Source organism: Anaerocolumna xylanovorans DSM 12503, from assembly GCF_900143645.1.
In the GTDB taxonomy this organism is placed as follows: Bacteria; Bacillota; Clostridia; order Lachnospirales; family Lachnospiraceae; genus Anaerocolumna; species Anaerocolumna xylanovorans.
The window spans coordinates 687,471-702,433 of record NZ_FRFD01000003.1 but is presented as its reverse complement, the minus strand read 5'-3'; the positions used below and the strand labels follow the sequence as shown (position 1 = coordinate 702,433).

General features: G+C 37.5%; 6 protein-coding genes. All 6 read right to left on the bottom strand.

From position 1 onward, the window contains the following. Window positions 1-3: 3 nt before the first annotated feature. Window positions 4-9,570, bottom strand: a complete 9,567-nt coding sequence (locus BUF11_RS03065; RefSeq protein WP_073587306.1) for an amino acid adenylation domain-containing protein — start codon at window positions 9,568-9,570, stop codon at window positions 4-6. Window positions 9,571-9,724: 154 nt separating this feature from the next. Next, on the bottom strand, window positions 9,725-10,093 hold the full coding sequence (locus BUF11_RS03060; RefSeq protein WP_073587305.1) for a cupin domain-containing protein: 369 nt from the start codon (window positions 10,091-10,093) through the stop codon (window positions 9,725-9,727). A 23-nt stretch (window positions 10,094-10,116) separates the two neighbouring features. Then, window positions 10,117-10,782 carry a class I SAM-dependent methyltransferase gene (locus BUF11_RS03055; protein WP_175561971.1) on the bottom strand — a complete coding sequence of 222 codons (666 nt, stop codon included), beginning with the start codon at window positions 10,780-10,782 and terminating at the stop codon, window positions 10,117-10,119. Window positions 10,783-10,839: 57 nt separating this feature from the next. After that, entirely contained in the window at window positions 10,840-13,044 is a 2,205-nt protein-coding gene (gene fabD / locus BUF11_RS03050; RefSeq protein WP_073587898.1) for an ACP S-malonyltransferase, read from the bottom strand. Window positions 13,045-13,087: 43 nt separating this feature from the next. Further along, window positions 13,088-13,663, bottom strand: coding sequence for a DUF6434 domain-containing protein (locus BUF11_RS03045; RefSeq protein WP_073587304.1), 576 nt, complete (start codon window positions 13,661-13,663; stop codon window positions 13,088-13,090). 168 nt (window positions 13,664-13,831) lie between these two features. Next, entirely contained in the window at window positions 13,832-14,632 is an 801-nt protein-coding gene (gene aroF / locus BUF11_RS03040) for a 3-deoxy-7-phosphoheptulonate synthase (protein WP_073587897.1), read from the bottom strand. Window positions 14,633-14,963 lie beyond the last annotated feature (331 nt).

The window sequence follows — 14,963 nt, the reverse complement described above, 5'->3', positions numbered from 1 at the left end:
TTATCATCCTTTCATAGAATCAAATAACATATCCAATTCTTCCTCTGACATTTCCTTAAGATCATCCGGTTTATCCATCCTGCTTTTTACATATTCTTTTAATTGCAGAAAGCTGTTTTTATCTGCCAATTCATGCGAAATCATCTTAATCTGATATTTCTTTTCCATTTCAAACTTGATTTTCGCAAGCATAATAGAGTTCAAGCCGATTGTGTTTAAGTTTTTGCACTGTCGTATTACATCATTACTAAGACCTAAGCAATCTCCAATCAATTGAGACAATGATTCATCCAAGGTATCCATTCGTTCCCTTTGTACTATCGTTGTTTCTTCTTCCTGCAGTTTCTCAAAAGCTATCGGATAATCTTTATTTCTAAGGTTTACAAAGTGATGAATCTTTTCAAACCGATAGGTTGGTAATTCGATTTGTTTCCTTTCTCCATTAGGATATAGCTGCTTCCAGTCAACTTTAATCTGATGAACATACAGATTGGCAATTGCTCTTAAGTTATCACTTCTGATTAAGAGCATAAGTATCTCTTCTGATTCTCTTCCTGCAAATAGACTTTGAAGCCCCGCTGCATCCTCATCAGTTCCCTGGGTTATGACATTCTCTGCTTCTATCCCCTCTAAATAATTATTGATCAGCATCGTTAAGGATGACTTGTCCCTGGCAATAAACGAGATACGCTCTTTCAGTTCATTTCTTCCCATCATAAGCGTATAAGCCACATTTCCTAATTGTTCTTCCTCAACATTTTCTAAAAATCCGACAAAACAAATTAAATATTCATCCAATGATTGTTTGGTATTTGCAGAGAAGATAAATAACAGCTCCCGATAAGGCATGATGGGAGTGTTAGCCTCCTCTTCGTATTCCTCCAGGATAAGATGGGCGTTCGTTCCGCCATACCCGTACGCATGGACTTCTCCCCTTCTTTTCATAAGTCTTCCGTCTTGATCAACCAACTGATTCCAGGAAGTGAGCTGATCATTCATATAGAAGAAGCTATGCTCAAGCTCATATGCCTTATCCTCAGTTTGATAATGTAATGACGCCGGTATCTGTTTCTTCTTAAGAGCAAGAATCAGCTTAATCACGGATGCCATTCCAGATGCCGCCTCCAGATGTCCGATATTGGGCTTAACAGTCCCGATTCCGCAAAACTTCTCTGAAAGCTGATGAGTGCATTGACTGCTCATTTCACGAAATGCTTTCTGAAAGGCATAGATTTCGTTCATATCTCCTACTTTAGTTCCGGTTCCATGTGCTTCTATGTAATTAACCGTACCAAACTCTATCTTAGCATTCGCATATGCTTCTTTTATAACCTGTGCTTCTGCTAAAGCATTCGGTTCCATGATATAATGCCCTCTTCCTCCATGGTTTATTGCACCGCCTTTTATTACAGCATGAATCCGATCACCATGTTCCACTGCATGAGGCAAGGATTTCAGGAATAGAACACCAACGCCTTCCCCTCTCACGTAACCATCCGCATTTTCATCAAATGATTTGATGATACCGCTACTATTTAAAAAACCAAGCTTACCTAACTTAATCGTTCCGGCAGGATTTAAGACGATATTGACTCCACCGACAATTGCAGCTTCTATCTCGCCGCTTTTGATTGCATTCATTGCACGATAAACGGCAACCAATGAGCTTGAACAAGCCGTATCAATTACTTCGCTTGCTCCATGCAGATTGAAATGGTATGAAATCCGATTCGCAAGCATTGCATGATCATTTCCTGCAATCACATTCACGTCCTGCGCATACTCTGTTTCGCTTAGTAATTGTTGATAATCATTAGAAAATGCTCCAATAAACACACCAATCTTTCTGCCATCCAAATCTGTTGTTCTGATCCCTGCATTTTCAATACATCGATAGGTTTCCTCCATCAAAATTCTTTGCTGAGGATCCATAAGTTTCGCTTCTTCCGGTGATATATGAAAGAATAAGGAATCAAAGGTATCTATATCTTCAAGATATCCTCCAAACCGCAGGTAATCCTTCAGTTTATCATCATAGGCTTCATAATCCCAACGATTCTTCGGAGTTTCACTGATGCATTCTTTGCCGCCTGCAATGTTATCCCAAAATTCATTTATGTCATTTGCCTTCGGCATACGAAGGCTCATTCCGATGATGGCAATATCGGAGGATACACAAGGCGTACTCCTTTCTTTTCCTCTTTCTGCCCTGATATGCTCTGTTTCTTGCGTAAATTCTTGCTCTATTTTTTGTATGGATTCTTCCATTTGTTCCTTCATATCCTCTATGTGCTGTTCTTCCTCTTTTCCAACAGAGAATAATATTCTAAGCTCCTCTTCATATTTTTGAATTAGATTATCAGCGAGCAAATGGATGGTATTATATTCAAATAAAGCTGCCGGTGATATCTTAATACCCAGCTTCTTATAAATTAATTTTGCAAACTCCATCAAACTGACAGAATCTATTTTCTGGTCATCAAAGGAAGCATCGCAATCAAGCTTGTCCACAGAAAATACTTTCTTTGACAATTCAAGTAATTCCGATACTATAATTTCTTTTAACAATTCATACGATTGATCTGCCTTGTTATGTTCTTCCTTCCTTCCCGCAATACTTTTCCTGTCCCGGTCCTTATTCGCTGCCTTTTCCCTTGCAGTAGTTCCCTTTTGCATCACATTACGTATTTTATCCCTGTCCCCTTTTACGACAACAAGATTGGGAATCCTTTCTTCCATGGCATTCGCCAATGCCTGAATTCCCTCTTCCTCTGAAAACAGAACAATACCAAAGTTTTCTTCGATTGACTCCCTTACATCAGGATTACTACCCATACCGCCATCCATCCATAGGGACCAGTCAATCGAAATAATCCTGCCGTTACCATTACGAAACGCATAAGAATCCATAAATGCATTGGCATAAGCATAATCACTTTGCCCTTGATTACCGGTGACTGCCGCAATAGAAGAAAAGCATACCAAAAACTCTAAATTATCACTTCTTGTTAATTCCCCTAAGTAATAAAGGCCCTGCACTTTTGGTGCAAATACCTGTGACATTGCCTCCTTGGTCTTATTCACCAGGAAGGAATCTCCGGTCCTTCCTGCACAATGGAATATTCCCTGTAAATTCCCGTACTGACTGCGAACCAGTTCCAGTATTCTGCCAAGTTCATATCGGTCAGCCAAATCAACACTATAATACTTAAGATTCTTTGTATCCTGAAATATTTGAATCAACTGCTCCTTCGTGATCTCTCTTTTACCAAGTAAAATAAGCTTTATGTCATATCTATCCGCCAAATATTTCGTAAGTTTCCGGCCGATTCCCCCCAAAGCTCCGGTGATTAAGTATACTCCGCCTGTTTTCAACATAGGTATGCCTTTTGCAGGTTGTATCATCATTTGCTGATATTGTGCTGCATACCGTATTCTTTTCTTATAACAAATATCCGTGTCATCATTTTGCAATAGCAATTCCTTCTCAATACAGGAATAAAAATCAGCACTGCCTTTTATACATTCCGGTAAATCAACATTTTTCATTATTAAGGCATACTGTTCCAATGGTAAGCATTTTGCAAACCCATTGAGTGCACGGTAAAAATCACCGTTGCTTTTCAGACTGTCATAAAAGGCATATAAGACAGCGCTTCCCTCCGGTTTAGCATGAAGGTAGCCTTGTACCAGGTAAGTAACGGAATATATGCTTTTTTCCAATTCAGACTCGATATCGACGGACCATTCACTGCCGGGATAATAAGCGGCAAAATAGAGTATCCTGTCAATTATTATATTCTTCTCCTTAAGTCTTAGAAATAAAGTTTTGTAGTCATTGGCATCCATCTGATTTATCGTATATTGATTGCCCCCGATTTGCTCTAAAAAGCTCCGTCCATGAGATACATAGAGTACTCTATTATCATACATTCTTCGGATGAATGCCTGATTTGATAAGTCATTATCCGTATCAAATACAAGAAGATAGGTATCCTTTGGCAATACCTCGCATCTCTCCTCCTGTTCACTGCGGACCATAACCGGCTGATAGTAGTGCATCTCATTTTCCTGGGTATGAATACGCTTTCTTGTAAATTCTTTAATCGAGGCAAGTACATTGCCTTCCTTATCAAGAATTTCAATATGATACTTTTGCAAGTCATAATTTTCCTGCCGGTCTGCTACAAATGCATAGATATATTCCGCATTATCAAGATTACCTGATAATTCCATTTCTTTGATGGAAAATGGTATATATGTATTCTTTGTCTCCTCCTCCATATGAAGTAAAGGCATCACTGTTTGGAATGCGGCATCCAGGATGTGGGGATTTATCGCATACTCTTTCCTGCACTTACTTGGAATAAGCAATTTTGATATTGCTTCCGACTGATTAAAATAAATTTCCTCAATCAGGTGATAGGTTTCTTTATATTCCAATCCCATTCTCAAAAATGTCTCATAGCACTTACTGCCTGACATGTAATTCCCCAATTTATTCTTTAGGTCTGGGATAGAAAACCGGGAATGTCCTGTTGCTTTCTCTTCGCTTAATTCACCCATAGCGTGAATCGTTTTTTCCCCATTCGTTAACGTTACTACCTGCACTGTGGTATAGTTATCTTCCTCTTTGAATACCAAATCCAAATAACCATCCTGCTGTGTACTGTTAATGGACTTTAAAAAGCAGAGATTTTTGATACATTTGCCGTTTCTTTTATATTTCTCTCTATAGCTTTGATATAGAAAATCAATGTATGCCGCACCCGGAAATATCCTCGTTCCATTTAAGATATGATCTTCATAGTAATACTCCCTGCAAATTTGTTTTACACTTATCCTATTATGTACGCAATCAAGTTCTTTTGAAGTACTTAATATTGTATCTGCCTGCCTTACTGCATTTGACTTTCCGGCATTCCCTCCCTGAAGATATAATTTTCTTTTTTGATATGGATAAGCAGGCAGTGATATAATCCCATATCCGTTATATTGATAATACTTGCTCAAATCCAGCTCTAAGCCATAAATATACTTTGTCCTGATTTCAACAAGCATCTCCTTATATTCTTCCGACGATAACCTTCCCCCATGTACTAATTGCCCGAAACAATCATATGGCACTTTGTAGTCCAGCTGCACATATCTGCCTCTGTGTCCCTGTTTTATATAATGACTTAATTGTCTTAGTAAATCTTCTTTGTCAGAAACAATAAAAGCTTCCCGGTACTCATACTCCTCCCTTGCGCAAAGAGAACGAGCCAAATCTCCAATCTGAACAGAGGATTGTTCCAAAAAGTGAACTAAATCATTGCATTTACCTACAAATGCATTCTCTGTTTTCGCTGAAACCGGTATGAAAACGTAAGGTAACTGCTTCTTTAACATGGGCTCTGCACTATACTCCCCTATGACCATATGACAATTGCTTCCTCCAAAACCATAAGAACTTAAAGCAGCTCTTCTCACTTCATTTTGAGGTTCCCACTTAATCAGTGATTGATTCACATAAAACGGACTATCTTCAAAATTAATGAATGAATTGCATTCCCTATAGTTTAATGATGCAGGCAGCTCCTTTTTCTGAATACATAATAAAATCTTTATAAGTCCTGCGACTCCTGCTGTAGCAACCGTATGTCCGATATTCGTTTTTATGGAGCCGATTGCACAGTAATTCTTTCTTTGTGTCCACTTTCTGAATGCATCCGTTAATGCCTTTATTTCAATGGGATCACCGAGTTTTGTTCCGGTTCCGTGTGCTTCTACATAGGAAATCGTACTCGGATCAATTTTTCCCTTTTTGTATACTTCTTCTTCTAATTGACGTTGTGCATCTGCGCTGGGGGCTGTAATCCCATTGGTTTTACCATCCTGATTGATCAAAGAACCCTCAATCACACCATAGATGCGGTCATTATCTTCCACTGCTTTCTTAAGGCTTTTTAATATAACAATTCCTGCTCCTTCTCCGGGAACAAAACCATTAGCCTCATTATCAAAGGTTTTGCATCTGCCGTCCCTGGACAGCATCCCCATCTGTGCAGAATTAATATAGAGATATGGCGTATTCATAACAAAAACTCCGCCGGCAATTGCCATATCACACTCCTCTAACTTAATACTGTTGGATGCCTCATGAATTGCTGTTAATGAGGAGGAACAAGCCGTATCAATCGTAAGGCATGGACCTTTTAAATCCAATAAATAGGATATTCTCGCAGAGATAATTGCTGAATCTGCTCCCATAAAGGAGTATCCGCTTGCCTCTATTCCCTGTTCTCTGATAATGTCCTTATAATCCCCCTGCCTTGCTCCAATAAATACACCGATTCTCTTACCATTTACATTTTTTAGGGAATATCCCGAATCCTCTAACGCCTTACAAGTTTCCTCAAGACAAACTTTTTGCTGTGGATCCATTAATGTAGCTTCATATTCTGAGATACCAAAATAACCGGCATCAAACAGGTCAATTTCTTTGATAAATCCTCCCCATTTGGAATTGGTAGTATTCTCATTTCCATTCTCGCTGTAATATCCGGTAACATCAAATCGTTCCTTAGGTATTTCAGTTATTGAGCTAATTCCGGCAGCCAGATTTTCCCACAAGGTCTCTTTATCCGGGGCACCTGGAAGAACGCATGACATACCAATAACTGCAATTTTATTCTCAAATTCTTTATGAGACCCATTTTCTTTTTCCTGTGAACCCATGGAAGTCCCACTTTGATCTTCAAAACAAACCTCATTTTTTCTTTCTTCTGACTCTCCTCTTTCTATTGGCTCTTCTTTCTCTATTGGCTTTTCTTTCTCCTGATACTCTGCTTCTCTCTTGGCAGCGAAAAAATCTTTGTGATAACCGGGATGATTTTGTATCATTTTCGCTAATGCTTCTATATTGTCTGCGAGGTTGATTTCCAGCAATGAAAGTTCCAGTCCGAAGAAATCCTTTAATTTATCAAGTAATTTATTTCGCTCCTGCGTTTTTAACCCCATCTCCTGAAAATTACACTGCCTGTCAATATACTGCCTGTCAATATCTATAATATCACTGATAAATGTTATTATTTGTTCCGAAACATTTGACAGTGAATCATCCTCAGTCCCATAATCAGGATTTAATTCCGTAACACCTTCCAAATGCTTTGCTAAGCTACTGATGGTAGAATTGTCATACATATCTGAGATTGTAATCTTCTTATTAAATTTTTCATTGACTTTAGCCAGTAAACTTACGATACTCACTGAATCAAATCCGACTTCATAGAATTTCTTTGCAGAATTAATGCTCTTTTCACTAATTCCCAATATTTCAGCGGAATCCTTCATTAAGACTGTCTCAATTTGTTGGGCTGTTAATTGATTTAATTCCCCCATCTTTAATACTCCCTTTCTATCCACCTTTCCGTTTGGCAATAACGGTAAACGGTTGACAAAACAAAATCTCGCAGGAATCATATATGCCGGAATGTTTTCCTCCAGATACTTCCTGATCAGCTCTTCCGTGACATTCTCTCTATTACATACGATATAGGCCTCCAAATATTTATTACCGCTTTTTTGCTCTTTTACTGCTATTACGGCATTGGATATCATATCGCTTTGTTGCAGGATATGTTCTATTCCTTCAATATCCACTCTTATTCCCCGCACTTTGACCTGATTATCATTTCTTCCCAAAGCTTCAACACTGCCGTCTTTATGGAATAATGCCCTATCCCCCAGTTTAAAAAGAATACGATCTTCCGTACATTTTAGCGGGTTATCAATAAATTTCTCGTTATTTAATTCTTCGTTATTCACATACCCTGTTGATACTACGGGACCTCCGATATAGATACACCCCGGTATACCAATCGGTGTCGGTCTTAATGCTTCATCTAATATATAAAAATTCACATTCGATACCGGCCGAAAACGAGGCAGCATATTCTCTCCTACTCTATCACTTTCAGAGTCAAAGTAGAGAAACCCATTCACCTCAGTTGCTCCATAGTCATTAATAAGAACAGAATTTGGCAGTACCTGTTGGAATGTATTAAATATTTCAATGGTTAACGGTTCCCCGCAGCATATCCAAACACGGACATTTTTTGCAAATTCTTCGAATACTTCTTTTGAACTGCTCATCATTCGAAATAGCGAAGGCACGATTGTCAGATAAGTAATATGATAATCCTGTAATATCCTTAAAAATATATTAGGGTCTTTTGTTAAGATATCCGATATAATTACAGTTGTAATTCCTTTCAAAAGACCACCAAACAATTCCCACATCGATGGCATGTAATTTATCGTGGTGCGCTGTGCAATTACATCCTCTTCCTGAAACGGATAATTACTCCACAAGAAGTTGATCCGGTTAATCACCTGTAACTGCTTATGCTTAACTCCCTTTGGCCGTCCGGTTGACCCGGATGTATACATAATAATTGCCGTACTATTCAGTGTATTCTCCCGATGAAACTCCGTGATTACCTCATCTGATATGACGCTAAGACAATCAATATCAAATATCGTAATATCCGTCTCAAAGTTTTTCGCTAATTCATGATTAGCAATAATAACTTTGGGATTTATCTCGTCGAGAATATTATTAATATAATTATTGGGATAACTTAGATCCAAAGGAAGATAGATTCCTCCGGCTTTTAGAATTCCTAAGATTGATATAAAAGTTTGAATAGAACGTTTTGTATAGACACCGACTGCTACTTCCTTCTTTACACCCAATTCCTGAAGTTTATTTGCTAAATAACTTGATTTAGCATCCAATTGTTGATAGGTTATTCTCTGTTCCTTCCTATCTTCATCCAGATAGATGCAGGCAATCTTCTCTGGCGTTTGCTTTACTTGTTGTTCAAACATTTCATATAAAGATTTTGTAAAGTCAAACGCTTCTTTTCTATTCACTTTGGAATATAAATCACTTACTGATTCCTTCGTCATTAATGCCGTGTCCAATATCCTCTTTTGCATATCCTCACAGCAATCGGATATCATATGAAGCATACCTTCCTTGATTGCATTAATATAATCCACGTCAATTATTTGCTCATGAAAACAGAACCTCAATCTATTAACTGAATCCCTTATCATTAATAAATCAAAGCCGCTATTCTCCTGTAAATTTATTTTCCGACTGGTAAAACCGATTTTCAGCGCCTTAGAATTTCCCGGCTGCTTTCCTGCTTCTTCTTTCTGCGGCTTCTCCATCTCACTTTGGACAAATTCAAGAAACCCTTGATATGTTATGTTCTCCAATTGATCAAAAGTAAGATCAAACAATTGTCTCTGAATGGCCTCCCCATTCATTTGTTCAGAACGAGCTACTTGTAAATAGCTGTTTTTATTAAATCTCGTTAGCATTACAAGGAATAAATTGAAAAACATTTCATCTGAAGAACAATGACTTCTATCCATAAACTCATTTATCTTCGTAAGGAGTGCATCCTCCAAAATAAAGTCCAAATCGGCATTCGTATAGGTCCTTTGGCCTTTTTTATCTCCCTCAATAAAAAAATTTACCCCATTTACCCGATACATGGTATTCTCGACATTCATTTTTATAACCATGCTCCTTTCAAAGTCTGGAGACTTTGTGCGTAGCACAAATCTCCGGTTGAAAGAATATATTTCTTTCAACCTTCTCCCTTACTAATCATATATTAGTAAATTACGAAACCTGATAAAATTGTATCCGTTGTGCGGAATTAGATTATTTACCCTCCTTGTTAAGACGGATTGCAATATAATATCCGCTTCCGTTAATCACATTTGTTGAATGCAAAGCATTGGAAGGTATAAAGATAGAAGAATTCGCTGATACAATGAACGTTTCATCTTCAATACGGACTTCATACTGAAAATCCTTATCCTCACTAATAAGGATATTAATCTCCTCCTCTTCATGGGAATGCATCTGCGTATAGGTCTCTGGATGATCTGCTTTACTCACTTTGTGAATAGCTGTATATACAGGAAAACTAGCTTCAAAATATCTTGTAATACATGGGATATCATTATGTAAAAGAACACCCGACAACGGTGCTTCCTCATTGGTATAAATATAATCATTAATCTTCATATTAACCCCTTTTCTTTTGATTATTATTTGTTTCTATATGCTAATGTCAATCCATCCCCAATAGGAACCATACTAATGGAATAACGCTGGTCCCGGTAAATCATTTCATTCACTTCCCTAATAGCTTCCACATCCGACCCATGATTTAATTCATTAATTACACTGCCATTCCAAAACACGTTATCAACTGCGATAATCCCGCCAATGCGAATTAATTTCGTCGCCAATTCATAATATTTCACATAGCTTTCTTTATCCGCATCAATAAAAATAAAGTCAAACATATTATTGTGCCCTGTTTGAATAAGTTCTCGCAGTGTCTCCTCTGCAGGCGCAATCCGTAAATCAATTCGATCTTCTACCTCTGCTCTCTTCCAATACTTTCTCCCCAAATTTGTCCACTTATCATCTACATCACAAGCGATGATCTTACCGTCCGAGGGCATGTTCATAGCCATCAGCAGTGTGGTATACCCTGTAAAGGTACCAATCTCAATAATTCTTTTGGCATTCATTAATTTTAGTATCAAGACAATGAATTGGCTTTCCTCCGGAGGGCTTTGTAACGCTGCTGCCAGCATTTTAGCCGTTTCCGTTCTTAATTCCAGTGCTAATTCAGGCTCTCTCACCGAAACATCCAGCATATACTGGTAAAGCTCATCCGTTAAATTCAAAGATCTTTTCTTCACTATGTACCCCTTCTTTGCTTCTATGGTTTCATTATTACATTAACTTGTTCTAAATTGTTATGCCTCAAATTTATATTTTTTACAGATAGTGCTTAAATGCTGCTCACCCTCCGTCATAATCCTCTTCGCTATGACATCAACATACCGCCTCTTCCAATCACTTAGTTCTGTATCTTTTACCCAATGATTGAACTGTACGATGGCATTGCTTGATATGATCTGATAATTGATCTTACCTTCCATTCTTCCATCCAATGCATCTTGGAAACATTTATCAAGAAAACATCGAATGATCAATGCCATTTTATACTTAGGCTGCTCTTTTGACAGTTTCTTATTATCCTTTGTCAGATTTTCATAGATATCAGAGTAGATTGTCTCAAAGCTTTTTTGAAAATACTTTTCCTCAATTAGATTCTTTATATCCGCCGGTATTTCCTCAACGCTGTTATATCTGTTATAAACTTCATATAGCCTGTTCGCCCGTATGTGATACAAACTACCTTTTTTTACGATACTTTTCTTTTCCCCAAACTCAAATAAGTCACTGACTGCAGCATAGGTAAAATCCGTCTCATCCAAACTCTGTAAGTTATCCTTTACAATGTTACTGGTAGCCGCCTCAACACTGCATTGATTAATTGATCCGGTAACAACAAAGTCGGCACCCATTAAGAAAGAAACAGCTATCATCTGAGGATTACCAATGCCGCCGGCAAATCCAACACGCGGACACTGATACAAATCATATTTTTCATAGAGCAATCGGCTCATTTCTTTTATTGTTTGTATATAACCAAGCGCAGATTGCCCCTGCATATGATATTCGATGCAAAGGTCATCACACATTGGTATATATTTTGCATACTTGGCTTCGAATTCTGTGATTTCATTATTTTGATATAGAATTTGAACCATTTCTTCCGGTGCAGGAGAACAAAACTTCTCTGCCATTTCTCTACTTGATACCTTGGCTAGGATTTTATGCGGAATCACCAACGTCGAATCCTTGTCTGTATAGATAGCCTTTAATCTATACTTCACAATTGATAAGTCAATCATCCTATAGTCAGACACCTCAATATTTCTGATATCCCTCTTGATGATATACTCCATAATCCCAATGTGATCTTTTGAATTTAGTGCATCATAAGTTACATTCACTCCTACGCGATGATGCTCCATAGAAGCCAATGCTTGATCGATCAGTTCTTCTGCTTCATGCAGTTGTAATTTATAGGTTCCCAAAAAGCCAAGAATTCTCGAATCTGCCAGTTTCTTTATCATAGCTGCTGATGAAATTCCTTTACACATTCCACCTACAGCATATGCAAAATCCACATCATAATCTTTCTTGAATTCTTCGCTTCCCAAACAATTAACTATTTTCTCGGGCCTTGCTTTAATACTTTCATACTCTTTCTTAATCTCTGTTGCCATCCTAGTCATGGTCTTTCCGGGACCAATTTCAACAAACTCATTGCTCCCCTGACCAAGGACATACATAATCGAGTCATAAAGACGAACCGGATGATAAATTTGCTCTACTAACAATTGCTTTATATTATTGAAATCATAGGGCCTGGCATAACGATTTGAAATTACCGTTAGTTGAGGGGTATGAAATTCGAACTCATTTAAGTATTGTTCAAACTCTAAAGCAGCTTCTTTCATATATCCGGAATGAAATGCGCCGCTGACATCCAATATTACAACTTTTCTCGCTCCGGCTTCTTCCAGTCTTGGCTTAATTGTTGCAATTGCAGCCGAATCTCCCGATATTACCACCTGTAATGAGGTGTTATAATTGGAAATTTCAACCAAATCATTCAATTGTTCCTGTTCAATGACGGTAACTATTTCTTTCTCATTCAGTCCAATTACAGCAGCCATCCCTCCGCCGTTCGCCCTACTCATGAGTTCGCTTCTTTTTTTGACCAATAGGAGACCATCTTCTAAAGAAAATACCCCTGCCGCCAATAATGCATTATATTCACCAATACTATTTCCGATAAGAAAATCCGGAATCTGTTGCCCCTTACTCATTTCCTTCTGATAGGATAACGCATTTACCATATATAACGCCGGTTGTGTATACTTTGTATTGCTAAGGATACTATTATTATCATTTAAACATAAATCTTTTAACGAATATCCTAAAATCTTATCTGCCTCTTTGACAAATGCGGCATACTCCTCAAATAGGTCTACTCCCATACCCGCAAATTGAGCGCCTTGCCCGGGAAATAGAAATGTTCTCATATATTTTCCCCCCATTGTATCTTCCTACTGATTGTTATCTCCCCTAATTATTGATTGCATCTAAATCTGATCTTTCATATCTGTTATGCCCTGGTATATTCCTCTTATATTGCCAGCAGGCAATTGCATGTCTTAATGATTTTCCCGGATTATCATCAAAAAAATCCCTGATATAAGTGTTATATTCGAATTGCTTACTAATCTCAGTCCGGTTATACTTTTTATCTTCCTGAATCCGATGATAAGCGGCTACTGCCTCTCGATACGTCTTCCCGGAATTTTCTTTTAACCAATTCTGGAAAAGTACATTAAATGAAAATTTGTTTCCTATCACACACTTAAAGAACTCTCTGTGTGTTTGCGTACATACAAAGTTCGGTTCAATATAAGTATCCAGCGTTAAAAACCCCACATCATAGCTTCTTGTGGATTCTTTTTTTACATAAAGTCTTTCTCCGGTATCCAGATAATGTGCTATCCGATCTGTAAGTTCAATCTTTCCGCCTGTTGTCTGTAAATACTCCTGGCGGCAAAACTCAATTAGTTCTTCTTTCAGATAATAGTACTCACGAAATGTCTTTGCGTTTAACTCCTTGGTTAATAATGGTCTTTCAGTCATAATTTCTTATTTTCAGCAATTGTCTTTTCTCAAGATAATTGTCTTTTTCCTTTCTAAATATTAACAGTATTATAGTAATCTATCTTAACTTATCCTTTCCAACGAGCCTATCAGCCATACATACTTTTCAGCCAAATCTCTTCCATATTCTTCTGTGCTTCAGCTCAATCAAAGTATACTTCGTATTTTACCGGTTTTATCAACTATTCTTTCTAATTCGTCAATATCGATTGTTTGTCTTGCATCAGAAATAGCCTTTTCGGGATTAATTTGTACTTCTATCATAAGACCATCTGCACCTACTGCAACCGCTGCCAAGGACAAAGGCAATACATACTCCCGAATCCCACATGCATGGCTTGGGTCTACAATAATCGGTAATGAGCTTATTTTCTTTATAACAGGAATAGCACTAATATCCATTGTATTTCTCGTTTCTTCAGAAATAGTACGTATTCCCCTTTCACATAAAATCAAGTTCTGATTTCCTTCTGATAAAATATACTCTGCTGCATTAAGCCACTCATTAATTGTACAATAAAAACCCCGTTTTAATACAACAGGTATTTTTAATTTTCCTACTTTCTTCAGCAAACTAAAATTTTGCATATTTCTGGCACCTATCTGTACCGCATCCACATAATCCAATGCACAATTGAGTGAATATTCATCCACGACTTCAGTAATTACAGGTATACCAGCCTTTTTCCCCGCATCATGCAAATATTTCATTCCGTCTACTTCCAATCCCTGAAAGGAATAGGGACTTGTTCTTGGCTTAAAAGTTCCGCCTCTTAAAACGTCCACTCCACACTCTTTTAATCGAAGTGCTATCTCTTCAACCTGATCTTTGCTTTCTACAGCACACGGACCAGCAAATAAGACAAAATTCCCATTTTTTACTTTAACATTTTGAATTAGAACTTCTCGTTTTTCTTCTTTCTCTTTTACTAACAGTAATTCGCTCAAAGACTCACCCCCGTAAAAAAACATACATTCTTCAGCATTCATAACTTATATATCTATTCTTTTTCCTATTTTCTTCCTTATATTCACGACACATGCAATGTTCCTCTTGCTTATCAGCATATGTCTTAAACCAAATTCTTCCTGCAATAATCAAACAGCCTATTGAAACCATGTACCCTCAAACTTCTCCAAACGAAGTTGTACAGGATATAGACTGTTATAATTCTACAAGATTTTCTCATATTAATATATTGCTTTTTATCAGAAAAATTAATTGCTTTTACTTGTCTTTTGTATTTATTTGTAATATTGTTCTAGCATAAACTCCCTG